The sequence below is a fragment of the Pseudomonas sp. SJZ074 genome (genome assembly GCF_007828215.1).
GTDB lineage: Bacteria > Pseudomonadota > Gammaproteobacteria > Pseudomonadales > Pseudomonadaceae > Aquipseudomonas.
In genome coordinates this window covers 133,360-156,501 of the sequence record NZ_VIUE01000002.1, presented here as the reverse complement: position 1 = coordinate 156,501, position 23,142 = coordinate 133,360, and the positions used below count along the sequence as shown (strand labels likewise).

Genomic DNA, 23,142 nt, shown 5'->3' with positions numbered 1-23,142 from the left:
GTGGGAGCGGGCTTGCTCGCGAAAGCGATCTGTCAGTCACATTGATGTTGGATGTGCTGCCCTATTCGCGAGCAAGCCCGCTCCCACAAGGGATTCTTGTAGACCTGCACAAAATCGGTTCAATGCCATGAATAGCTCAACTACAACCGCCAAAGCCCCCCTCGAGATTGCCCCGCCGCCGGCGCGCAAGATCCGCCTGGCGAACCCCGGCTGGTTCCTGGTCAGTCCATCGGTCGCCCTGTTGCTGCTGTGGATGATCGTGCCCCTGGGCATGACCGTCTACTTCTCGATGATCCGCTACAACCTGCTCTACCCCGGTGAAAACGAGTTCGTCGGGCTGGAGAACTTCACGTATTTCCTTACCGATTCGGGCTTCATGCCCGGTGCCACCAATACTTTATTGCTGGTAGGAAGCGTGCTGCTGATCAGTATCGTGTTCGGGGTGTTGATCAGTGCATTGCTGGAGGCCAGCGAATTCTTTGGCCGCGGCATCGTCCGGGTCCTGCTGATCTCGCCGTTCTTCATCATGCCCACGGTGGGCGCGCTGATCTGGAAGAACCTGATATTCCACCCGGTCTCCGGGATCCTCGCCTCAGTGTGGAAACTGTTCGGCGCACAGCCGGTGGACTGGCTGGCCCACTACCCGCTGCTGTCGATCATCATCATTGTCAGCTGGCAGTGGCTGCCCTTCGCGATCCTGATCCTGATGACGGCCATGCAGTCCCTCGACCAAGAGCAGAAGGAAGCCGCCCGCCTGGACGGTGCCGGTCCGATCGCGATTTTCTGGCACCTGACCTTGCCGCACCTGGCCCGGCCGATCGCCGTCGTGGTGATGATCGAAACCATCTTCCTGTTGTCGGTATTCGCCGAAATCTTCACCACCACCAACGGCGGCCCCGGCTACGCCTCGACCAACCTCGCCTACCTGATCTACAACCAGGCGCTGGTGCAGTTCGACGTCGGCATGGCTTCGGCCGGTGGCCTGATAGCCGTGGTCATTGCCAATATCGCCGCCATCCTCCTGGTGCGGATGATCGGCAAAAACCTGACTGACAAGAACTGAGGCCGCCGCCATGACACTCCAACAATCCCGTCGGCTGCAAAGCCTGCTACTGGGCACGCTGGCCTGGGCCATCGCGATCCTGATTTTCTTCCCGATCTTCTGGATGGTACTGACCAGCTTCAAGACCGAAATCGACGCATTCGCCACGCCGCCGCAGTTCATTTTCGCGCCAACGCTGGAGAACTACCTGCACATCAACGAACGCAGCGACTACTTCACGTTCGCCTGGAACTCGGTAGTGATTTCCTTCAGCGCCACGGCCTTGTGCCTGCTGATCGCGGTACCGGCGGCCTACTCCATGGCGTTCTACGAAACCCAGCGCACCAAAGGCACCTTGCTGTGGATGCTCTCCACCAAGATGCTGCCTCCGGTGGGCGTGCTGATGCCGATCTACCTGCTGGCCAAGAGCTTTGGCCTGTTGGATACCCGTACTGCGCTGATCGTCATCTACACGCTGATCAACCTGCCGATCGTGGTCTGGATGATTTACACCTACTTCAAGGACATTCCCCGGGACATCCTCGAAGCCGCGCGCCTGGACGGCGCCACCCTGTGGCAGAAGATGGTTCGCGTATTGCTGCCGATTGCCAAGGGCGGCCTGGCCTCCACTGTGCTGCTGTCATTGATCCTGTGCTGGAACGAGGCCTTCTGGTCGTTGAACCTCACCTCATCCAAAGCCGCGCCGCTGACGGCCCTGATCGCTTCCTACTCCAGCCCTGAAGGTTTGTTCTGGGCCAAATTGTCCGCCGTCTCGACCCTGGCCTGCGCGCCGATCCTGATCTTCGGCTGGATCAGCCAGAAGCAATTGGTCCGCGGCTTGTCCTTTGGCGCCGTGAAGTAACGCGCCCTACACCCTAATCAGACGTGGAGGCCCATCATCATGGCCAACCTGAAAATCAAGAATCTGCAAAAAGGCTTCGAAGGTTTTTCCATCATCAAAGGTATCGACCTCGAGGTGAACGACCGTGAGTTCGTGGTCTTCGTCGGTCCGTCGGGCTGCGGCAAATCCACCTTGCTGCGGCTGATCGCCGGTCTGGAAGAAGTCAGCGACGGCACCATCGAGCTGGACGGGCGTGACATCACCGAGGTCAGCCCGGCCAAGCGCGACCTGGCGATGGTGTTCCAGACCTATGCCTTGTACCCACACATGAGCGTGCGCAAAAACATGTCCTTCGCCTTGGATCTGGCGGGAGTGCCCAAGGCCGACATCGAGAAGAAGGTCAACGAAGCCGCACGCATCCTCGAACTGGGACCGATGCTCGAACGCAAGCCCAAACAACTGTCCGGCGGCCAGCGCCAGCGGGTTGCAATCGGCCGGGCCATCGTGCGCAATCCGAAAATCTTCCTGTTCGACGAGCCGCTGTCCAACCTCGACGCCGCCTTGCGGGTACAGATGCGCCTGGAGCTGGCGCGGCTGCACAAGGAACTGCAGGCGACCATGATCTACGTCACCCACGATCAGGTCGAAGCCATGACCCTGGCCGACAAAGTGGTGGTGCTCAACGGCGGGCGCATCGAGCAGGTCGGCTCGCCCCTGGAGCTATACCACCAGCCGGCCAACCTGTTTGTCGCCGGGTTCCTCGGTACGCCGAAAATGGGTTTTCTCAAAGGTAAGGTCAGCGCACTCAACGGCCAGGGTTGCGAAGTTCAGCTGGACGCCGGCACGCGTATCCAACTGCCGGTGAACGGGGCGAGTCTCAGCGTCGGCAGCCCCGTCACCCTGGGCATCCGTCCGGAGCACTTGAACCTGGCGCAGCCCGGCGAGTGCACGCTGCAGGTAATCGCCGATGTCAGCGAGCGCCTGGGCAGCGACACTTTCTGTCACGTCAATACCGCGTCCGGGGAAGCCCTGACCATGCGGGTTCACGGCGACCTGGCGAGCCGGTTCGGCGAACAACTGAACCTGCACCTGGACGCCCAACACTGCCATTTGTTCGATGCCGATGGCGTAGCAGTCACCCGTGTACTGCGCGCCGCCGCCTGATTACCGAGACTCGTGATGAAACTCAACCGCCAGAACCTGCATAACCTCAAACCGGAAGTTGCCCTGCCCGCCTATCCCTTGGGCGATCTCCGCCAAGGCATCGCCCACATCGGTGTCGGCGGCTTCCATCGGGCTCACCAGGCCTACTACACCGACGCGCTGATGAACACTGGCGCCGACCTGGACTGGGCCATTTGCGGCGTTGGGTTGCGGGCCGAAGACCGCCGCGCCCGGGATGACCTGGCCAGCCAGGATTATCTGTTTACCCTGTACGAACTGGGTGACACTGACGACACCGAAGTCCGCGTGATTGGCGCCATCAACGACATGTTGCTGGCCGAAGACGGCGCCCAGGTGCTGATCGACAAACTGGCGGATCCGCAGATCCGCATCGTTTCGCTGACCATTACCGAAGGCGGCTACTGCATCGACGACAGCAACGGCGAGTTCATGGCCCATCTGCCGCAGATCCAGCACGACCTGGCCCACCCGGCTGCTCCGACCACGGTGTTCGGCTTTCTCTGCGCCGCCCTGGCCAAACGCCGCGCCGCCGGGACGCCGGCGTTTACCCTGATGTCCTGCGATAACCTGCCCCACAACGGCGCTGTGACCCGCAAGGCATTGCTGGCCTTCGCCACGCTGCACGACGCCGGACTGGCGCAGTGGATCGACCACAACGTGAGCTTTCCCAACGCCATGGTCGACCGCATCACCCCCATGACCAGCGTCGCCCATCGCCTGCAACTGCACGACGAGCACGGGATCGACGATGCCTGGCCGGTGGTCTGCGAGCCGTTCGTGCAGTGGGTGCTGGAAGACAAATTCGTCAACGGACGCCCGGCCTGGGAAAAGGTCGGCGTGCAGTTCACCGATGACGTCTCCCCCTATGAGGAAATGAAGATCAAGCTGCTCAACGGCAGCCATCTGGCCCTGACCTACCTGGGGTTTCTCAAGGGCTACCGCTTTGTCCACGAGACCATGAACGACCCGTTGTTCGTGCGTTACATCCGTGCCTATATGGACCTGGATGTGACACCGCAACTGGCCCCCGTGCCGGGCATCGATCTGGACGACTACAAGGACACCCTGGTGGAGCGTTTCTCCAACCAGGCCATCGCCGACCAACTGGAACGGGTGTGCTCGGACGGTTCGTCGAAGTTTCCGAAATTCACCGTGCCGACCATCAACCGCTTGATTGCCGACGGTGGCGAAACCCGCCGCGCGGCGCTGGTAGTCGCGGCCTGGGCCGTGTACCTCAAGGGCGTGGACGAAAACGGCGTGAGTTATAAGATTCCTGACCCGCGTGCGGGATTCTGCCAGGCACTGGTGGCCGACGATGCGCTGGTAACCCAGCGGATGCTGGAGGTCGAGGAGATTTTCGGCACGGCGATCCCGCGCTCGGCGGAGTTCGTCGCGGCCTTCGAATGGTGCTGCAATAGCTTGCGCGAACATGGAGTGACCCGGACACTTGAGCGGGTGTTGGAGGGTTAGGTTGATCGTTCCCACGCTCTGCGTGGGAATGTAGCCAGGGACGCTCTGCGCCCCAAAAGCCGAACGCGGAGCGTCCGTTGAGGCATCCCCACGCAGAGCGTGGGAACGATCTGTCACATGAGGATTTTTATGGCAAATCAACAGTTGTTCCTGGGCATCGACTGCGGCACCCAAGGCACCAAGGCCTTGATCCTGGATGCAAACAGCGGCCAGGTCCTGGGCCAGGGCGCCGCGGCCCACACCCTGATCAGCGGTGCCAATGGCCGACGTGAACAAGACACCGGGCAATGGATCGATGCGTTCACCCGGGCCACTCACCAGGCTTTGACAGACGCCGGTGTCGATGGCCAGGCGATTCTTGGCATTGGCGTCTCCGGCCAGCAGCATGGCCTGGTGTTGCTCGATGAACAGGATCAGGTGCTGCGCCCGGCCAAGCTCTGGTGCGACACCGAAAGCGCCCCGCAAAACGATCAGCTGTTGGCGCACCTGGGCGGCGAAAACGGGGCCCTGGAGCGCCTGGGAGTGGTCATCGCCCCCGGCTACACGGTCTCCAAGCTGTTATGGACCCGGGAACACCATCCGCAGATTTTTGCCCGCATCGCTCACATCCTGTTGCCCCATGACTTCCTGAACCACTGGCTCACCGGCCGTCATTGCAGCGAATACGGCGATGCCTCGGGTACCGGTTATTTCAACGTGCGCACTCGCCAATGGGACCTGCAGCTGTTGCAGCACATCGACCCCAGCGGCCGGTTGCAAGCGGCGCTGCCGGAGCTGATCGAAGCTCATCAGCCGGTGGGGCGCATCCTGCCGGACATTGCCGCACGCCTGGGCATCAACCCCGAGGCCGTCGTGGCAAGCGGTGGCGGCGACAACATGATGGGCGCCATCGGCACCGGCAATATCCAGCCCGGCGTGATCACCATGAGCCTCGGCTCCTCCGGCACGGTGTATGCCTATGCCAGTGAGCCCGCGGTCAGCCCCGAGGCCTCGGTAGCGGCTTTCTGCTCATCCAGCGGCGGCTGGCTGCCGCTGATCTGCACCATGAACCTGACCAACGCTACCAGTGCGATACGCGAACTGTTCGAGCTGGACATCGAGACCTTCAACGCCCTGGTGGCCCAGGCCCCGATCGGCGCCGAAGGGGTCTGCATGCTGCCATTCCTCAACGGTGAGCGGGTCCCCGCCCTGCCCCATGCCACCGCCAGCCTGCTGGGCCTGACGACCACCAACCTGAACCGGCCCAACTTGTGCCGGGCCGTGGTCGAAGGCACCACCTTCGGCTTGCGCTATGGCCTGGACCTGCTGCGCGCTACCGGACTCGAAGCACGGAGCATCCGTCTGATCGGCGGCGGGTCGAAGAGCCCGGTATGGCGGCAGATCGTTGCCGACATCATGAATACCACGGTCATCTGCACAGAACAGAGCGAAGCGGCTGCCCTGGGTGCGGCGATCCAGGCGGCGTGGTGTCAGTCTGGATCGCAACAAAGCCTGGCCGAACTCTGCGAGCGTTGCGTCAAACTCGACACGGCCAGCGAAACCCGGCCGGTCGCCGAACATGTCGCGGCCGCCCAACAAGCCTATGCAACCTATCGACAACACGTCGCAACCCTTTGAGAGCAGACATTCATGTATCTGGTGTGTGGTGAAGCACTGTTTGATTTCTTCAGTGGTGAAGAAGAAGGTAGCCGGGCCTCGCAGGTCAATTTCAAGGCCATCGCCGGCGGTTCGCCGTTCAACGTGGCTGTCGGGCTGCGTCGCCTGGGCGTGGAGTCGGCGCTGTTTGCCGGACTGTCCACCGATTTCCTTGGCCGGCGCTTGCAACAGGTCCTGCTCAACGAAGGTGTCAGCACACGATATCTGCAGGACTTCGATGCGCCGACCACCCTGGCGATGGTCGCCGTGGGTGCAAACGGCTCGCCCCATTACAGTTTTCGCGGCGAAGGCTGCGCGGACCGGCAACTGAGCCTGCAGCACCTGCCAGAATTGGGCCCTGAAGTGACTGGCCTGCATTTCGGCTCGTTCTGCCTGGTGGTGCAACCGATCGGTGACACCCTGTTGGCGTTGGTGCAACGGGAGAGCGGCAAGCGCCTGATCAGCCTGGACCCGAACGTGCGACTCAACCCGCAGCCGGACATCGAACTGTGGCGCTCACGGATTGCAACGTTGGTGGCGTACGCCGACCTGATCAAGGTCAGCGACGAAGACTTGAGCCTGCTCTATCCCGAACAAGATCCCCAAATGGTGATCGAAGGCTGGCTGGAACATCGTTGTCAATTGGTGTTCCTGACCCGCGGTGGCCAGGGCGCAACCGTGTTCAGCCGTCGCCATGGCACCTGGTCGATGCCGGCCTGCCCGGTGAAAATCGCCGACACCGTGGGCGCAGGCGATACGTTCCAGGCAGCCTTGATTACCTGGTTGATCGAACAGCAATTGGACTCGGTAGAGGGACTACTGACTCTGACCCGGGACCAGATCGGCGCCATGCTCGACTTCGCCATGCGTGCAGCCGCACTGACCTGCGGGAAGACCGGGCCGGACCTGCCCTATCGCCAGCAGTTGAACTGACCACTCACCCCAGCGGCTGCCGCTTCGTCTGGCATTGCGGCAGCCTGGGCCTAGCCAGGTGTTTCACTTAACCCGCTTTTAATTCCGCGATCCGACACTGACCCGGACCGCGCCCTCCCTGACAGAGTCGCCGCGCGGCAGATCTCGATGCCAAGGCATCAGGTCGACCTCTCTCTGAAGCGGAGTTTTGACATGAATACCTGTGCGCTAGTCGCTACTGCATCGTTACTGGGCCTGATCGGTATCACCGGTGTGGCTCAGGCGGACGATACCCCACAGCCCACGTCCTATCACTATGGCATGCCATTGGAAATCAAGAAGGTATTGTCATTGACGGAACCGTCCACACCCTATTGCGAAGTCATCACTGCGCGGATGGTGTACATCGATAAGGCGGGACAAACCCGAGACGTGTCCTACCGCAAGCTTTCGGATGCTTGTACGAACGACAGCTGAATACCATCGTCGCATTGAAACTGGACGCCGGGTTCGGTTACCGGCCGGACCCGGGCGTCAGATTACCGAGACCAGGCCGTGATCAGCGCCCGGTCATGCGATGGTGTTGCTGATGAAAGTAGTTCCCGTTGCCGTGGCTGTGGTCGAGCTCGGTACGCAGCTCGGCAATCAGGTCGTTGATCGCCCGACAGCCGGTGAGTTTGTTGGCGTCGATATTGGACTTGATCAAGGCCACGCGGTCGGTTTCATGATCGTCGAAAATCTTGATCGTCATCGTCAAGTCGGGCGACAAAGTGCATTGCGAGCGCTTGGGCAACAAACTGCTTTCAATGATATTGCGCATTTCGAGGGCAGATAAAAACATGGCAACTCTCTCCTGTTGAGGCGGCCAATTTATGTTTACAACACCGGTATTTCGTCCGTTTCCTCCCTGCGGACTGAGACTACGAATACCGTGCCGTATGTTCATTTCTTGGCGTTCTGTTCAATGAGCCCGGGAAGCGAACTCCTGAATCATTGCGCAAAGAACATGCCTACATTTGCCACATTTTTGTTTGATGTAAATCAACTACTTAGTGAGCCGGCGCGCCGAACATTCCGTGCAAAATGCAAGAGAACGGCGCTTTCCTTCTTGCAAACTGCATGCAGACCGCAATCACTTATTGCTGTCGAAGGCTAGAGTAGCCCCATTTTGCAAAGGCAACCCCGGGCATCCGTCGGGTATTTGAAAAAAGCGATGACAGGTCATTTCATACCATTTCGACGGCGGCGCGCTCAGCCACATGGCGCAAACTGTCGAAATTGATGTTGGCCCCGGAGTCAATGGCGATCAAAGTCTGGCCCCGTACACCGGTACGAGCGACGTACTGTTTGATGCCCGCTACGGCCAGGGCACCGGATGGCTCGGTGATGGAACGGGTGTCGTCATAGATATCCTTGATCGCAGTACAAAGCTGGTCGTCACTGACGGTTATCACCTCGTCGACACAGAAGCGGCAGACTTCGAAGCCATGGGCGCCGATCTGCGCCACGGCGACACCATCGGCGAAGGTGCCCACGGCAGGGAGGATGACTCGCTCTCTGGCGGTCAGCGCCGCCTGCAGGCAAGCGGAATGCTGCGATTCCACACCGATGATGCGGACTTCCGGACGCAGGTATTTAACGTAGGCTGCAACCCCAGCTATCAGTCCGCCACCGCCGACCGGAACGAAGATGGCGTCCAGCGCACCGGCGTGCTGGCGCAGTATTTCCATGGCGACCGTGCCTTGGCCGGCGATGACATCCGGGTCATCGAACGGTGAAACGAACTCTCTACCGGTCTGCCGGGCCAGCTCCAGTGCATGCGCCAGGGCGAACGGAAAACTCTCGCCATGCAGCAGCGCCTCGGCGCCCCGGCTGCGTACGCCCAGCACTTTCAGTTGTGGCGTGGTCACCGGCATGACGATGCAGGCCGAGATCCCCAACTCCCGTGCCGCCAGTGCGACCCCTTGGGCGTGGTTGCCGGCCGAAGCGGTGATAACCCCACGGGCCCGTTGCTCCGGCGTCAACTGCACGAGCTTGTTGTAGGCGCCGCGGATCTTGAAGGAAAAAGTCGGCTGCAGGTCCTCACGCTTGAGCAGGATTCGGTTTCCCAGGGCTTCGGACAGCGCAGGAGCTGCTTGCAGCGGTGTACGTATGGCCAACTCGTACACCGGCGCGGCGAGGATCTTCTTAACGTAATGCTCTAGCAACGTTTGCTCGGGGCGGGAAGCGTTCATGGCGGTCTCCTTGTTCGAATCGGGCCCAGGAGACAGAAAGAAAAAACCCGCCTCAAGGGCGGGTTGGGTGCAGCCGTCAGCTAGCCCGCCAGATAGGAATGGCGGTAATAATGCTTGGCTGGCTGCACAATACGGTAGAAGTCATGGCCGGAAATTAGCCGGGCGCTGCTGGCAAGTCAATGGTGAATTGTTCTTGCCCAGTAATAATCCCTGTGGGAGCGAGCCTGCTCGCGAGGCGGTTTATCAGCCAACATCCTGGTTGCCAGAGACATCGTGCTCCCAAATGGGCCGCGCGACCGCACCCAACGTATCGCGAAGGGCTTCACAGCTGTCGCCGGGGATCCCGCAGGCTGCTTTAATTTTCTCGGAGACCGCCCAGAGCGGCTCCCGCAGTGCTTCTCCGGCGTCGGTCAGGGCTATCAACACCCGCCGTTCATCATCCCGGTCACGGGTCCGGGTCACCTTGCCCGATGCCTCCAGACGCTTGAGCAAGGGCGTAATCGTCCCGGTGTCCATGGCGAGCCTGGCACCCAGATCACCCACACTCCTGGGCGCTTCACTGAACAGCTCGAGCATGACCAGGTACTGCGGGAAGGTCAGCCCCAGGGGATCCAGTAAGGGCTTGTGCAGGCGAATCATGCGATTGGAGGCACTGTACAAGGCAAAGGACAATTGATTCCCGGCTTCGGGGGACGCATCCTGCAGCGCGCTATTATCTAGCACACTAGGTAATAGCAAGTCCGATCGCACAGTTTCAGCAGCGCCCTGCACTGCAGGAATTGCCACCCCCTCGCCTCGCCGATCGGCTTCGAGCAGCGAGTCCCGTGCCGCACGCAGGATCCGGCCGGACAGTGGCTGATCGTCGACCGCCCGGGCAAGCACCATCGCCCCCACCATCGTCGCGATGAAACCAATGGCCTGATCCTCACGGGACCGTCCACGCCGCCAGGGCAGGCTGGACCTGAATGACGCGACCATCCTGGCAACCCGATGGGTAAAGGAGCGACGCAGCCCCGGCTCGCGCGCTACCTCGATGGCCAGCGCAGATATGGCACAGCCTGCTTCTGGATGATCGCGGTGCCGCTCACTGAGATACAGATCCAGGACGGCCTCCTTCGGAGCATCGCTGCCGGCGATAGTCTCATCGAGCTTCAGCGCCAACTGGTCCATCGCACGCTCGAGACTGGCGCAAGCCAGCGCATCCTTGGATTCGAAATGGGCGTAGAAAGCCCCATGGGTAAGGCCTGAAGCCTTCATCACCTCTGCGATGCTTGCTCCGGCGATGCCCCGGGCGCGAAAGAGCCGGGATGCCTCTTCCAGGATGGTCTGGTAACGCTCTGCGGTCAGGCCTGGGGAATATCTCATGGCGAATCCTGAATGATAGGGCTTGACGAATTGCATGACGATCATCATGCTTGATCAAAAATATGACAAGCATCATATATGACGATAGAAATATCGGCCCATTTTATTAACCGCTGATTTGCGGCTACTCCACCTTTAAAGGCGCTACACCATGACCACCGCTCTCGCGAACGACGCTACACAGACGCTCAAGCCGCTGACCGGGCGAGTCGTGGCATTACTGGCCGGCCTGGCTGCCATCGGCATGCTTTCCACGAACATCATTCTCCCGGCGTTCCCGATCATCGGTGAAGACCTGGGCGTGAGTGCACGGGAACTGGGCCTGACGCTGTCGAGCTTTTTCATCACTTTCGCGTTGGGCCAGTTGGTCGTCGGGCCGTTGGCCGATCGTTATGGACGGCAGAAACTGGTGCTGGGCGGGTTGCTGATTTTCGTGGCCGGCACGGTTATCGGAGGCCTTGCCACCAACCTTGATGTGCTGATCGCCGGCCGCGTCGTCCAGGCGCTGGGTGTTTGCGCCACCTCGGTGTTGTCGCGGGCCATTGCCCGGGATCTGTTCGAGGGAGAAACCCTTGCCCGCGCCTTGTCCCTGACCATGATCGCCACCGCTGCTGCACCTGGTTTTTCCCCCCTGGCGGGCAGCGTGCTGTCGGCGGCACTCGGGTGGCGTGCCATCTTCATTCTGGTGGGGCTGGCGGCTGTTGCGCTCGCGCTTTTCTACCTTCGCGGCCTGGGAGAAACCCATCCAGCCGATCGCCGGGCACCGCTCTCGGCCATGCGCGTGATTCGCGCCTATCGCCGGTTGGCACTGGATAAGCGGTTCATCCTGCCGGCCGCTTCGATGAGCCTCCTGATGAGCGGGTTGTTTGCTTCATTCGCCGCGGCCCCCGCCATCCTGATGAAAGGGATCGGCCTGACGTCATTGCAAACCGGGCTGTACTTCGCCGCTACGGTATTCGTCGTATTCGCCGCCGGCATGGCGGCCCCCCGCCTCGCCCATCGCCATGGCCCTCGCATCATCACCCTCCTGGGCATTGCTTGCGCCATGGCCGGCGGGGGCATGCTCCTCGCGGGTCCGGCCGATCCAAGCCTCGGGCGCTACGCCCTGTCGATGGTCACGTTCCTCTGGGGTATGGGACTGGCCAATCCGCTGGGCACCGCCATCACCATGGGACCTTTCGGCAAAGAGGCCGGAATGGCCTCCGCACTGCTCGGCTTCATCTCTATGGGCGCTGCCGCACTGAGCACCTGGCTGGCCTCGGTCTTGCCTTTCGCACCGGTCACGGCCCTGAGTGGCATCCAGGCCCTGGCCTGCATGATTGCGCTGGTCTTGTTCGTTCTGCGAGGCAGTCCCGCCAAGTAAACCCGCCAAGGCGCTGGTGCGCCGCTTTGTTCCTTTTCGTCAACAACTGGAGACTCAACATGCAAATCAAAGGCAGCGTGGCGCTGGTAACCGGCGCCAACCGTGGTTTAGGCAAGGCTTTCGTACAGGCACTCCTGGCGGCCGGTGCGGCCAAGGTCTATGCCGCTGCACGGGACCCGGCGACAATCGAAGCCCAACCCAACGTGATTCCCATCAGACTCGACGTCACCCGCCCCGAAGACATCGCGGCCGCCGTCGCAAAAGCGCCAGACCTGACGCTCCTGATCAACAACGCAGGCGTAAGCGGAATGGAAGGCCAGCAACGAGGCATCAGCCTGGAAACCCTGCGCCATGAATTCGAGATCAATGCCGTTGCGCCCCTGGCGACCAGCCAGGCCTTTGCGCCGATCCTGGCGGCGAACGGCGGTGGCGCCATCGTCAACATGCACTCGGTCCTGAGCTGGATCAACCTACCCGATACCGTCACCTATTCGGCAAGCAAAGCGGCTGCCTGGTCGTTGACCAACGGCCTGCGCCTGCACCTGGCCGCTCAGGGCACATTGGTAGTGGGTGTGCATGTCGCATTCGTGGACACCGATATGACGCGACGCATCGAAGGCGTGCCAAAGGCATCGCCGCATGATGTGGTCCAACGGGTGCTGGAGGGCGTGATCAACGATCAGCCGGAAGTGTTGGCTGACGACACGAGCCACCAGCTCAAGCAGAACCTGAGCAATGGCGTCTACTTGCGGCCGATTTCGTAACAACTTCGGAACCATACCCTGTGGGAGCGAGCCTGCTCGCGATGGCGGTGTATCAGTTGATAAAAATACCGACTGACACACTGCTCTCGCGAGCAGGCTCGCTTCCACAATTATAATCTTCCTTCTGGATGGGTCATTTGAGCCCGACTTTATACAGCGCACCGTCGTCTTCATCCGTCAGCACATACAGGTACCCATCCGGCCCCTGACGCACATCGCGGATCCGCTCCTGGAGCTCGCCCAACAGACGCTCTTCGTGCACGACCTTGTCCCCTTCCATCTGCAGGCGGATCAGGTTGCGGGACACCAACGCACCAATGAAGACGTTGTGCTGCCAAGGCTTGAAACGCTCGTTGTCATAGAACGCCATGCCACTGAGGCCCGGCGAGACTTGCCAGACATGGTGCGGGCCAAGCGTGCCCTCGGCGCTCTTGCCCTTGGCTTCGGGAATCGGCGCACCTGAGTAGTTGATGCCGTGGGTCGCCAGCGGCCAGCCATAATTCTTGCCGCGCTCGATGATATTCAGTTCATCGCCGCCCTTGGGCCCATGCTCGTTCTCCCACAATGTGCCGCTCCAAGGGTTGAGTGCGGCCCCTTGGGGATTGCGAAGGCCATAGGACCAGATCTCGGGACGGACATTCTTCTGACCGACAAAGGGGTTGTCATCCGGCACCTTGCCATCCGGGTAGATGCGCACGACTTTGCCTTGCAGCTTGTCAAGATCCTGGGCCGTCGGGCGGTCGTTGTTCTCCCCCAGGGTGATGAACAGATAACCCTCGCGGTCGAAGACCAGCCGCGAGCCGAAGTGATTACCCGTGGAAAGCTTGGGCTGCTGACGGAAAATCACATCGAAGTTCTCCAGGCTTTTCAAATCTTCGGAGAGCTGCCCGCGCCCCACGGCGGTACCGGCCTTGCCGTCTTTGCCAGCCTCGGCGTAGGAAAGGTATACGGTGCGATCCTGCTTGAAATCCGGCGACAACACCACGTCCAGCAAGCCGCCCTGGCCGTTGGCCCATACCTCAGGTACACCGCTCAGTGGCGCCGACAGCTGACCATCGGGGCTCACCAGGCGCAGATTGCCCGGTCGCTCCGTGACCAGCATGCCCCGCTGCCCCGGCAGGAATGCCACGGACCAGGGATGCTCCAGGCCCCTGACCACGGTGGTCACCTCCACGGTGCCCTCTTCGCTCTTCAATACCTGGGTTTGCGCGGCCCCGGCCGGCGCGGCAAGGATCAGGATGGCGCTGGCGCAGAATGCGGCCCGGAGTGTTTTACGCAACATGCACGCTTCCTTCTGTGATGGGAACAAGACGACTAGCGATTGCTGCCATTCGGATTCCTGGGTGGCGTACCGGATTCAATGGTAGGCCTGGGCGAACCCACCGGCGGCCCCGAACGTGGATAGCCGTTGCCGATGCCGCCGTTTTCCAGGGTCGGCCGAGGAGGCACCGGCACCGTCGGGTTGTTGTGGATCGTCGGTACGTTGGGCTGGGTTCCCTGCATGCTGTTGGGATTGGCCCGACGGATGGGATTGTTATAGGGGTTATTGTTGCCCGGCAGGTTCTGGGCCACGATCACAGGGCCCTGGCCAGGTGTCGCGGCCTGAGCGACGGCGCTCAACAACAGCGTGGTGATGGCGAGTACGAGCCTGTTCATCGGTACCTCCTGCTTCGCGGAAATCGCTCAGGGATATCGAAAACACGCTACCGCGCAGGTTCACGCTTGTTAAGCGAAATATCCGGTTGAAGATGTAACGAGGCTTCTCCGAGAGAGAACCGCTGGTACGCCTTGGCCCCGTCGCCAGCCGGCGCCCGATGGAAACTTTTTCAAAGGCAGGAAGGTCACCAGAGAGAACCCTTCACGGCAAGGAAACTGCTCCATGGCACGGGCAATCTGGAAAGGCGCAATCAGTTTCGGGCTGGTCCACATCCCCGTGGCGCTGGTCTCGGCGACGTCGTCCCAAGGTGTGGATTTCGACTGGTTGGACAAGCGCAGCATGGATCCGGTGGGCTACAAGCGGGTCAACAAGGTCACGGGCAAGGAGGTGGCCAAGGAAGACATCGTCAAGGGCGTCGAGTACCAGAAAGGCCAATACGTGCTGCTCAGCGAAGAGGAAATCCGCTCTGCCCACCCCAAGTCCACCCAGACCATCGATATCTTTTCCTTCGTCGACAGCGAGAAGATCCCGCTGCAGAACATCGATACGCCCTACTTCCTCGCCCCCGACAAACGTGGCGGCAAAGTCTACGCGTTGCTTCGCGAAACCCTGATCAGGACCAACAAGGTGGCCCTGGCCCACGTCGTGCTGCATACACGCCAACACCTGGCGGCGCTGATGCCCCTGGAGTCGGCCCTGGTACTGGTGATGCTGCGCTGGCCGGCAGAGGTGCGCGGGTTGGACATTCTGGAACTGGGTGAAGAGGTCACCAAACCGAACCTGGTCAAAGGCGAGCTGGAAATGGCCAAGCGTCTGGTGCAAGACATGAGCGCCGACTGGGAACCCCAGGACTATCGGGACAGTTTCCAGGACAAGATCATGGAGCTGGTGGAGAAGAAGGCCAACGAGGGCCGGCTCGAAGCGGTGGAAACCGACCCGGGCGAAGAACAGCGCAAGACGGCCGACGTCATCGACCTTACCGAACTGCTCAAGCGCAGCCTGGGCAGCAAGGGCAAGCCCGCCGACAAGCCCGCCACAAAAACACCTGCAAAAACTGCAAAGACCAATAAATCCGCTCCAGCCAAAAAAGCCACCAAGGCCTCCCGGGGCTGAACCACGGACGTTAGTGATACAAGGGAATCTGTCATGGCCAAGGCCGATCGTGAATCTGCCCCTACTTCCGAAAAAACCGAGAACAGCCGCCCCCAACCGGGTCGCAGAGAACGCCTCCCCGAGCGACTGCCGCCGCAACTGGCAACGCCCGTGGAGCAACCGCCCTCCGGCGAATGGCGCTATGAAGTCAAATTCGACGGCTATCGGCTGCTGACCCGCATCGAGGATGGCGAAGTCCGCCTGTTCAGCCGCGACCACGAGGACTGGACCGAACGCCTCAAACTGCATGCCCAGGCCCTGGCCGAGCTGAACCTGGGAGACAGTTGGCTGGACGGCGACCTGGTTCTGCTCGACGAAACCGGCCAGTCCGACATGGGCGCCCTGCGCGACGCCTTTGAAATCGGCCGTACCGTGGACATGATCTACGTGCTGTTCGACGCCCCCTTTCTCAACGGCGAGGACTTGCGTCAGACCCCCGTGGAAGAGCGACGGTTAGCCTTGAGAAAAGTCCTCAAGCATCACGGCGGCAAGCGATTGCGCTTCTCCGAAGCCTTTTCCGCCAGCGAGGATGAGATCCTGGAAAGCGCCAGCGCCCTCTCGCTGGACCGTGTGGTCGGCAAGCGCCAGGGCAGCCCTTATGTGTCACGGCGCAGCACTGACTGGGTCAATCTGAAGTGCCGGCTGCGCCAGGCCTTCGTGATCGTCGGGTTCACCCGGCCGCAAGACAAGCGCAACGGCTTCGGAGCCTTGTTGCTCGCAGTCAACGAACCTACGGGCCTGGTGTATGCCGGCCGGGTCAGCAGCGGGCTCAGCCGGGATGAAGTCAAACGCTTGCAGGAGCGACTCTCCGAACAGGATGCTTCGCCCCTGGCCAAACCAGTCAACCCGACCCAGCGGCGCGGCGTGCAGTGGGTCGAGCCTGACCTGGCCTGTGAGATCGAGTTCACCGAATGGACCACCAGCGGCCTTGTACGCCAGGCCGCCGTCGTGGCGCTGCTCGAAGATATGCCAGCGAACAAGATTGTCCGCGAGCACCCGCTGCCGAAAAAAACCAGGACGGCCGAACCCAGGCACGGCCGCAAGAAACGCGAGGTAGACGTCGGCGGCGTGAAAATCACCCATCCCGAACGCGTCATCGACAGCGTCAGTGGCGTGCAGAAAGTCGAACTGGCGCAGTATTACGCAGACATCGCCCCGTGGATCCTGCCCCACCTGAAACAGCGCCCTGTCGCGCTGTTGCGCGCACCGGACGGAATCGGCGAAGAACAGTTCTTTCAGAAACACGCCGATCGCCTGGAGATACCCCATATCAAGCAGTTGGATCCGGGATTGGACCCGGGCCATGCCGCGCTGATGGAAATCGACAGTCTCCAGGCGCTCATCAGCGCGGCGCAGATGGGCACGGTGGAACTGCATACCTGGACCGCCACCCACGACCGGATCGAGACGCCGGACTTGTTTGTCCTGGACCTGGACCCCGATCCGTCGCTGCCCTGGAGCGCCATGCTCGAGGCCACCCGCATGACCCTGTCGCTGCTCGATGAGCTGGGCCTGCAGGCGTTCCTCAAGACCAGCGGCGGCAAAGGCATGCACATCGTCGTGCCGCTGGCGCGCAGCGAAGGCTGGGACGCCACCAAGGCCTTCGCAAAAGCGATCTCACAGTTCATGACCCGCCAGATGCCCAAGCAGATCACCGCGACCATGGGGCCCAAGAATCGGGTCGGAAAGGTATTCGTTGATTACCTGCGTAATGCCCGGGGCGCCAGCACGGTCGCCGCGTATTCGGTACGCGCCCGACCGGGCTTGCCGGTATCGGTTCCGATCGCCAGGGCCGAACTCGGCAGCTTGCGTAACGCCCAGCAATGGGATGTCCAGACAGTCCTTGAACGAGTCAGGGGCCTGGGAGCCGATCCATGGGAAGGTTACAGCCATCGCCAACGGATCACCGCCAGGATGTGGGAGCAGTTGGACGCAGAAAAGCCCGGTGAGTGACACGTGCCAGCTCCTACCGGGCCAGACAGAGCCTCAGATCCAGATGAACACAGCCAACAGGCCACCAAAGAATGCCCACTTCTGGAGGTAATACAGTTTTCGGTTGCGCTTCTTCAGCGCCTTGCCCTGCAAGCGAATCTTGTAGAGCCTGGAGAACGCCCGATTCAATCCGCCCGTCTTGTCACCGGCATCGTTTGGTGCACCGGCGGCCGCCATCACGGTACGGCTGAACCAGCGATTGAACGCGGTCGCCCAGCGAAACCGCATTGGTCGCTCGACGTCGCAAAACAAAATGATGCGGTTCTGGGATGTGGTGTTTTCGGCGTAATGGATGAAGGTTTCGTCGAAGACCACCGCCTCGCCATCGCGCCAATGGTAAGACTCGCCATCGACGTTGATATAGCAACCGGCATCGTTGGGGGTTTCCAGGCCCAGATGGTACCGATACGACCCGGCGTAGGGATCGCGGTGTCGAACCAGCCTGGAACCTGGCGGCAGCTCGGCGAACATCGCCGCCTTGATCGAACCGATGCTCTGCACCAGCTCGGTGGTGCGTGGACACAGCTTCATGGCCGAGGGGTGGCTGTCGCCGTACCATTTCAGATAGAAGCGCTTCCAGCCCGTCTTGAAGAACGAATTGAAACCCACGTCATCGTATTGATCCGACCGCTTGATCGCCCCCGCCTGCAACAGGCTCTGGCCCTCGGCGCGGATCTCTTCCCAGTGGGCCTGCAGGGGGCTCAGGTCAGGGAAGTCCATCGGGCTCAGGTATGGCTTGTTGGGCAGTTTCGAACATAGGTACAGCAGGCAATTGACGGGCGCCAGGAAGGACGAATGGTCGCTTAGCTGGCGTCCGAGCTTGTGTCGCACGCGTCCGCGCAGGTGCACATAGCCGATGGACAGGATGTAGATCGCAGCAATGATGAGTTTCACGGAGTCCGTCACACAACAGGGGTGATCAGTTCGCGTCCCTTGGCCAACCAAACGGCAGAAGAGACACATCAAGAAAGATGGCATTTTAGTCACATGCTGTAACTGAAAGTTATCCTCATTTGTGAAAAACTGTCTTGCCCGGGCAATACCCTATCGTTAACGCGGCCAGATCAGTACAATCGCCGCCAACTATGCGCCCCCCTTTTGGCCGACACCGTGAACCGGTTTCGCGCACATCCATTCGGGCTCGGCGCTTCGTATGCTGCTGTCCTCTTATGCCGGATGGACCCTTGCGCCTGTGACCGCACTGCCTTTGCACGGTTGCGGATCGGCGCAGACAGGTACTGAACAGGTACTGCCGCACCCTTAGCTACTCTGAATGTTCCGCAGGATAAACCTTTGATCTCTACAGCTAACATCACGATGCAGTTCGGCGCCAAGCCGCTGTTCGAAAACGTCTCTGTCAAATTCGGCGCGGGCAACCGCTACGGCTTGATCGGCGCCAACGGTTGCGGCAAGTCGACCTTCATGAAGATCCTCGGCGGCGACCTCGAGCCGTCCGGCGGCCAGGTCATGCTCGAGCCGAACGTGCGCCTGGGTAAACTGCGCCAGGACCAGTTCGCCTACGAGCAATTCACCGTCATCGACACCGTGATCATGGGTCACGAAGAGCTGTGGAAGGTCAAGGCCGAGCGCGATCGCATCTACTCGCTGCCGGAAATGACCGAAGAAGACGGCATGGCCGTGGCCGAGCTGGAAACCGAGTTCGCTGAAATGGACGGCTACACCGCCGAATCCCGCGCCGGTGAGCTGTTGCTGGGCCTGGGTATTCCGTTGGAGCAGCATTTCGGCCCGATGACCGAAGTCGCACCAGGCTGGAAACTGCGGGTATTGCTCGCCCAGGCGCTGTTCTCCGATCCGGAAGTGTTGTTGCTCGACGAACCGACCAACCACCTGGACATCAACACCATCCGCTGGCTGGAAAACATTCTCACGGCGCGTAACAGCACCATGATCATCATTTCCCACGACCGGCACTTCCTGAACAGCGTCTGCACCCACATGGCCGACCTGGACTACGGCGAGCTGCGCCTGTTCCCTGGCAACTACGACGAATACATGATCGCGGCGACCCAGTCCCGCGAGCAGTTGCTGTCGGACAATGCCAAGAAGAAAGCCCAGATCGCTGAACTGCAGACCTTCGTCAGCCGCTTCTCGGCCAACGCCTCGAAAGCCAAGCAAGCCACCTCCCGCGCCAAGCAGATCGACAAGATCCAGCTCGCCGAGGTCAAGCCATCGAGCCGCGTAAGCCCGTTCATCCGCTTCGAGCAAAACAAGAAACTGCACCGCCAGGCGGTAACCATCGAGCGCATGTCCAAGGGCTTCGATGGCAAGACCCTGTTCAAGAACTTCAGCTTCACCGTCGAAGCCGGCGAGCGCGTGGCGATCATCGGTCCCAACGGTATCGGCAAGACCACCCTGCTGCGTACCCTTATGGGCGAGCTGGCCCCGGATGCCGGCTCGGTGAAGTGGACCGAGAGCGCGGAACTGGGCTACTACGCCCAGGACCACGCCCATGATTTCGCCGACGATGTCAGCCTGTTCGACTGGATGGGCCAGTGGACACAGGGTGAACAGATGATCCGTGGCACCTTGGGCCGCATGCTGTTTTCCAACGACGAGATCCTCAAGTCGGTCAAGGTCATTTCCGGTGGTGAACAGGGCCGCATGCTGTTTGGCAAGCTGATCCTGCAGAAACCGAACGTACTGGTGATGGACGAACCGACCAACCACCTGGACATGGAATCCATCGAAGCACTGAACCTGGCGCTGGAGAACTACCCGGGCACGCTGATCTTCGTCAGCCACGACCGTGAGTTCGTTTCGTCCCTGGCCACCCGCATCATCGAACTGAGCGCGGACGGTGTGGTCGACTTCAGCGGTACTTATGACGACTACCTGCGCAGCCAGGGTGTGATGTTCTAAGAGCAGCACTGAGCTGCAAGCTGCAAGTGAAAAGCCCTGTCCAATGTGACGGGGCTTTTTCATTCAGGCGATCAAGATGCCCTTGTGGGAGCGGGCTTGTTCGCGAAAGCGGTCCGTCAGCCAACATTTTATAAACTGACACACCGTCTTCGCGAGCAAGCCCGCTCCCACAAGGGATTTGTGGTGACCTTCAGTTCGCCACTGCCATCCGCACATTTAGTTAGCCAGCTTTCTTTTCTTCTCACCCCGGGCCATGATGAAGCTCTTCTGCCGCCGCCCGCGAACGAGCCCATGTCTAAGTCGCAAGCCACTCCCAGCTCCCTGTCGATCACCCTGCAGATCGTCTCCATCGTGTTCTACACCTTCATCGCCTTCCTCTGCATTGGCCTGCCGATTGCCGTGTTGCCGGGGTACGTCCATGAGCAACTGGGCTTCAGTGCCGTAGTGGCCGGCCTGACCATCGGTTCACAGTACCTGGCGACCCTGCTCAGCCGCCCCATGGCCGGGCGAGTCTCGGACAGCGTCGGGACCAAGCGGGCGATCGTATACGGCTTGTCGGGCATTGTGCTCAGCGGCGTGCTGACGTTGATTTCCACCTTGCTGCAAAGCCTGCCAATGCCGAGCCTGGTGATCCTGATCGTCGGCCGCTTGTTGCTTGGCGTGGCCCAGGGCTTGATCGGCGTTGGCACCATCAGTTGGTGCATGGGCCAGGTCGGCGTGGAACATACGGCCCGCTCGATCTCCTGGAACGGCATTGCCTCCTACGGCGCCATTGCCATCGGCGCCCCGCTGGGGGTGGTGATGGTGGGCGACCTGGGCTTCGCCAGCCTGGGGATCGCGCTGTCACTGCTGGCCGGTGCGGCGCTGCTGTTGATCCGCAACAAACCTTCGGTGCCGGTGGTCCGCGGCGAACGCCTGCCCTTCCGGGCGGTATTCGGACGTATTGCGCCATACGGGGCCAGCCTGAGCCTTGCCTCGATCGGCTACGGCACCCTCACCACATTCATTACCCTGTTTTATGTCAGTCGTGGCTGGATCGGCGCCGCGTGGTGCCTGACGGTATTCGGCATCTGCTTCATTCTTTCGCGCTTGCTGTTCATTTCCAGTATTGCCCGCTTCGGTGGCTTCAACTCGGCTATCGCGTGCATGAGCATCGAGACGTTGGGGCTGGTGCTGCTCTGGCTGGCGCCTTCCCCTGCGTTCGCGTTGGTGGGTGCCGGGCTGGCGGGTTTCGGGTTGTCGCTGGTGTATCCGGCGCTCGGGGTAGAAGCCATCAAGCAGGTGCCGAACACCAGCCGTGGCGCGGGGTTGAGTGCCTATGCGGTGTTCTTCGATCTGGCCCTGGCGATTGCCGGGCCTTTGATGGGAGCGGTGGCGTTGAACCTGGGTTATTCGTCGATCTTTTTCTGCGCCGCCTTGCTGTCGATCGCCGGGCTGGGGCTGACCCTGCTGCTGCGCCAACGCGCAGAAAAAACCGCTTACTGATCGGCGGTACGCATACCCGCGCGGGTCGGCTTGCCCAGGACCTGGCTGAAGAAACGCCCCGCTTCGGAGATCATGGTGCGGTGGATATCCTTGCGATCGACGCCATCGGCATCGGTGCACAGCGCAGGCATCGCGGCAATCTGCTCCTCGGTGCATGGCGCCAGGAAGACAAAATGCCCTGCCCCGGCCAGGGTCTTGAAATCCGGCGCGGTGGGCAGCTTGCGGGCCAGCGCGGCGGCATTCTTGTCGAAGGCCACCAGTTTGTCGCCATCGCCGCTGTACAGCAGCACCGGCACATGGACGTCGGCCAGGGTATGGCGACCGAACTTGAGGCTCAACGGCGCCATCAGCAGCAAGGCCCGGACCCTGGGGTCGGCCATCGGTTGCAGATCGTCGCGGTCGGCAATCAATTCGCCTTGGGTGTTGCAGGCATCACGGTCGTCCGGCCGCTGCTGGCAATACCGGCGCAGGCGATTGAGGTCCGGCGTGGCGCCGGACAGGATCAGTGCGGTTTCCCCACCGGCGGAATAGCCGATCACCCCCACCTGCCCGGCATTGACGAACGGCGACAGCATTGGATCGTTCAGCGTCGCGGTGATGGCCTCGGAAATCTGGATCGGCCGCCCGTAGAGGTTGCTCAGGGTACCCAGGCGGCTATGGTCCTGGGCATTGTCGCCAGGGTGGATCACCGCGACCACGACGAACCCCTTGCGCGCCAGTGAGGTCGCCAGGTCGTGCAGGGCCAGCGGTGTACCTGTGTTGCCATGGGACAACATCAACATCGGGAAGCGGCCGATGGCAATCTGGGCATCCGGTGCGGCGTCGATCTGATAGCCGCCCAGTTGGGTGGTCTGCTCCCTGGCGGGGGACGGATAGAACGCAATGGCGTGCATTGGCTGCTGATCCAGCGGATCGAGAAAACTCAGCTCATGGAAGCCGGCACTCCAATGGGGGTGCAACGCTGGTGCCGCCTGCACCGTAACCAGGCTGCCGAGCAGACAAAGCAATATCCCTGCACCAAGACGTCTCATCGAATCATCCACCTTCACCAGCGGACAGGAAGGCCCCGTCGCTCGCTGCCTGGACTTGCATGACCTGCGCCAGAAGCCCGATGAGCAGAATACAGCGTTTTACGAAGGTTTCGATATTCATCAATGTGAAAGGG

The 23,142-nt window shown here is 61.1% G+C and carries 20 protein-coding genes; 13 read left to right on the top strand and 7 right to left on the bottom strand.

The window, feature by feature from the left end; all coding sequences use genetic code 11:
- The first annotated feature begins 127 nt into the window (after positions 1-127).
- The 7 genes from FBX99_RS03080 (at position 128) to FBX99_RS03050 (ending at position 7,562) form a co-directional block, all read left to right on the top strand.
- Complete coding sequence (locus tag FBX99_RS03080; protein WP_144921903.1) at positions 128-1,063, top strand: carbohydrate ABC transporter permease; 936 nt, start codon at positions 128-130, stop codon at positions 1,061-1,063.
- Between the two features lie 10 nt (positions 1,064-1,073).
- Complete coding sequence (locus tag FBX99_RS03075; RefSeq protein ID WP_145130577.1) at positions 1,074-1,904, top strand: carbohydrate ABC transporter permease; 831 nt, start codon at positions 1,074-1,076, stop codon at positions 1,902-1,904.
- A gap of 39 nt (positions 1,905-1,943) precedes the next feature.
- Positions 1,944-3,047, top strand: a complete 1,104-nt coding sequence (locus FBX99_RS03070; protein WP_144921889.1) for an ABC transporter ATP-binding protein — start codon at positions 1,944-1,946, stop codon at positions 3,045-3,047.
- Between the two features lie 15 nt (positions 3,048-3,062).
- Complete coding sequence (locus FBX99_RS03065) at positions 3,063-4,538, top strand: mannitol dehydrogenase family protein (RefSeq protein WP_145130575.1); 1,476 nt, start codon at positions 3,063-3,065, stop codon at positions 4,536-4,538.
- 129 nt (positions 4,539-4,667) lie between these two features.
- The gene (gene xylB / locus FBX99_RS03060; protein WP_145130573.1) at positions 4,668-6,155 is read left to right on the top strand and encodes a xylulokinase; all 1,488 of its coding nucleotides are present in this window, start codon (positions 4,668-4,670) and stop codon (positions 6,153-6,155) included.
- Positions 6,156-6,167: 12 nt separating this feature from the next.
- Positions 6,168-7,106 carry a carbohydrate kinase gene (locus FBX99_RS03055; RefSeq protein WP_144921868.1) on the top strand — a complete coding sequence of 313 codons (939 nt, stop codon included), beginning with the start codon at positions 6,168-6,170 and terminating at the stop codon, positions 7,104-7,106.
- Between the two features lie 192 nt (positions 7,107-7,298).
- Positions 7,299-7,562, top strand: a complete 264-nt coding sequence (locus FBX99_RS03050; protein WP_144921860.1) for a DUF2790 domain-containing protein — start codon at positions 7,299-7,301, stop codon at positions 7,560-7,562.
- Positions 7,563-7,644: 82 nt separating this feature from the next.
- Here the strand turns inward: FBX99_RS03050 and FBX99_RS03045 are convergent, their stop codons facing one another.
- From FBX99_RS03045 to FBX99_RS03035, 3 genes are all read right to left on the bottom strand, one after another.
- Positions 7,645-7,926, bottom strand: coding sequence for a DUF1652 domain-containing protein (locus FBX99_RS03045; RefSeq protein ID WP_144921857.1), 282 nt, complete (start codon positions 7,924-7,926; stop codon positions 7,645-7,647).
- A 385-nt stretch (positions 7,927-8,311) separates the two neighbouring features.
- A complete protein-coding gene (gene ilvA / locus FBX99_RS03040; protein ID WP_145130571.1) occupies positions 8,312-9,319 on the bottom strand; it encodes a threonine ammonia-lyase, biosynthetic in 1,008 nt (335 codons plus the stop codon).
- 243 nt (positions 9,320-9,562) lie between these two features.
- A complete protein-coding gene (locus FBX99_RS03035; RefSeq protein ID WP_178111854.1) occupies positions 9,563-10,684 on the bottom strand; it encodes a TetR family transcriptional regulator in 1,122 nt (373 codons plus the stop codon).
- Positions 10,685-10,835: 151 nt separating this feature from the next.
- Here FBX99_RS03035 and FBX99_RS03030 point away from each other — a divergent pair, with 151 nt between their 5' ends.
- Positions 10,836-12,047, top strand: a complete 1,212-nt coding sequence (locus tag FBX99_RS03030; RefSeq protein ID WP_145130567.1) for a multidrug effflux MFS transporter — start codon at positions 10,836-10,838, stop codon at positions 12,045-12,047.
- A 59-nt stretch (positions 12,048-12,106) separates the two neighbouring features.
- On the top strand, positions 12,107-12,811 hold the full coding sequence (locus tag FBX99_RS03025; protein WP_144921847.1) for an SDR family oxidoreductase: 705 nt from the start codon (positions 12,107-12,109) through the stop codon (positions 12,809-12,811).
- Positions 12,812-12,944: 133 nt separating this feature from the next.
- Here the strand turns inward: FBX99_RS03025 and FBX99_RS03020 are convergent, their stop codons facing one another.
- On the bottom strand, positions 12,945-14,093 hold the full coding sequence (locus FBX99_RS03020) for a PQQ-dependent sugar dehydrogenase (protein WP_145130565.1): 1,149 nt from the start codon (positions 14,091-14,093) through the stop codon (positions 12,945-12,947).
- A 32-nt stretch (positions 14,094-14,125) separates the two neighbouring features.
- Positions 14,126-14,467 (bottom strand): hypothetical protein, encoded by a 342-nt coding sequence (locus FBX99_RS03015; RefSeq protein WP_144921841.1) that lies wholly within the window; start codon positions 14,465-14,467, stop codon positions 14,126-14,128.
- A 223-nt stretch (positions 14,468-14,690) separates the two neighbouring features.
- Between FBX99_RS03015 and FBX99_RS03010 the strand changes: the two genes are divergently transcribed.
- Positions 14,691-15,581, top strand: coding sequence for a Ku protein (locus tag FBX99_RS03010; RefSeq protein ID WP_145130563.1), 891 nt, complete (start codon positions 14,691-14,693; stop codon positions 15,579-15,581).
- A gap of 33 nt (positions 15,582-15,614) precedes the next feature.
- A complete protein-coding gene (ligD, locus tag FBX99_RS03005; protein ID WP_145130561.1) occupies positions 15,615-17,573 on the top strand; it encodes a DNA ligase D in 1,959 nt (652 codons plus the stop codon).
- Positions 17,574-17,606: 33 nt separating this feature from the next.
- Here ligD and lpxO read toward each other — a convergent pair whose 3' ends face one another.
- Entirely contained in the window at positions 17,607-18,506 is a 900-nt protein-coding gene (lpxO, locus tag FBX99_RS03000) for a lipid A hydroxylase LpxO (protein ID WP_145130559.1), read from the bottom strand.
- Positions 18,507-18,905: 399 nt separating this feature from the next.
- Here lpxO and FBX99_RS02995 point away from each other — a divergent pair, with 399 nt between their 5' ends.
- Complete coding sequence (locus tag FBX99_RS02995) at positions 18,906-20,492, top strand: ABC-F family ATPase (protein ID WP_024781069.1); 1,587 nt, start codon at positions 18,906-18,908, stop codon at positions 20,490-20,492.
- 291 nt (positions 20,493-20,783) lie between these two features.
- Positions 20,784-21,977: an MFS transporter gene (locus FBX99_RS02990; RefSeq protein WP_144921827.1), complete on the top strand. Its 1,194-nt coding sequence runs from the start codon at positions 20,784-20,786 to the stop codon at positions 21,975-21,977.
- Here the strand turns inward: FBX99_RS02990 and FBX99_RS02985 are convergent.
- A complete protein-coding gene (locus FBX99_RS02985) occupies positions 21,971-23,008 on the bottom strand; it encodes a dienelactone hydrolase (RefSeq protein WP_144921823.1) in 1,038 nt (345 codons plus the stop codon). The genes FBX99_RS02990 and FBX99_RS02985 overlap by 7 nt on opposite strands.
- Between the last annotated feature and the right edge of the window lie 134 nt (positions 23,009-23,142).

What these genes read in the sequence shown, in the direction of transcription:
- FBX99_RS03080 (WP_144921903.1), top strand. Translation starts at nt 128, where the DNA reads ATGAATAGCTCAACTACAACCGCCAAAGCCCCCCTCGAGATTGCCCCG.
- FBX99_RS03075 (WP_145130577.1), top strand. Translation starts at nt 1,074, where the DNA reads ATGACACTCCAACAATCCCGTCGGCTGCAAAGCCTGCTACTGGGCACG.
- FBX99_RS03070 (WP_144921889.1), top strand. Translation starts at nt 1,944, where the DNA reads ATGGCCAACCTGAAAATCAAGAATCTGCAAAAAGGCTTCGAAGGTTTT.
- FBX99_RS03065 (WP_145130575.1), top strand. Translation starts at nt 3,063, where the DNA reads ATGAAACTCAACCGCCAGAACCTGCATAACCTCAAACCGGAAGTTGCC.
- xylB (WP_145130573.1), top strand. Translation starts at nt 4,668, where the DNA reads ATGGCAAATCAACAGTTGTTCCTGGGCATCGACTGCGGCACCCAAGGC.
- FBX99_RS03055 (WP_144921868.1), top strand. Translation starts at nt 6,168, where the DNA reads ATGTATCTGGTGTGTGGTGAAGCACTGTTTGATTTCTTCAGTGGTGAA.
- FBX99_RS03050 (WP_144921860.1), top strand. Translation starts at nt 7,299, where the DNA reads ATGAATACCTGTGCGCTAGTCGCTACTGCATCGTTACTGGGCCTGATC.
- FBX99_RS03045 (WP_144921857.1), bottom strand. Translation starts at nt 7,926, where the DNA reads ATGTTTTTATCTGCCCTCGAAATGCGCAATATCATTGAAAGCAGTTTG.
- ilvA (WP_145130571.1), bottom strand. Translation starts at nt 9,319, where the DNA reads ATGAACGCTTCCCGCCCCGAGCAAACGTTGCTAGAGCATTACGTTAAG.
- FBX99_RS03035 (WP_178111854.1), bottom strand. Translation starts at nt 10,684, where the DNA reads ATGAGATATTCCCCAGGCCTGACCGCAGAGCGTTACCAGACCATCCTG.
- FBX99_RS03030 (WP_145130567.1), top strand. Translation starts at nt 10,836, where the DNA reads ATGACCACCGCTCTCGCGAACGACGCTACACAGACGCTCAAGCCGCTG.
- FBX99_RS03025 (WP_144921847.1), top strand. Translation starts at nt 12,107, where the DNA reads ATGCAAATCAAAGGCAGCGTGGCGCTGGTAACCGGCGCCAACCGTGGT.
- FBX99_RS03020 (WP_145130565.1), bottom strand. Translation starts at nt 14,093, where the DNA reads ATGTTGCGTAAAACACTCCGGGCCGCATTCTGCGCCAGCGCCATCCTG.
- FBX99_RS03015 (WP_144921841.1), bottom strand. Translation starts at nt 14,467, where the DNA reads ATGAACAGGCTCGTACTCGCCATCACCACGCTGTTGTTGAGCGCCGTC.
- FBX99_RS03010 (WP_145130563.1), top strand. Translation starts at nt 14,691, where the DNA reads ATGGCACGGGCAATCTGGAAAGGCGCAATCAGTTTCGGGCTGGTCCAC.
- ligD (WP_145130561.1), top strand. Translation starts at nt 15,615, where the DNA reads ATGGCCAAGGCCGATCGTGAATCTGCCCCTACTTCCGAAAAAACCGAG.
- FBX99_RS02990 (WP_144921827.1), top strand. Translation starts at nt 20,784, where the DNA reads ATGTCTAAGTCGCAAGCCACTCCCAGCTCCCTGTCGATCACCCTGCAG.
- FBX99_RS02985 (WP_144921823.1), bottom strand. Translation starts at nt 23,008, where the DNA reads ATGAGACGTCTTGGTGCAGGGATATTGCTTTGTCTGCTCGGCAGCCTG.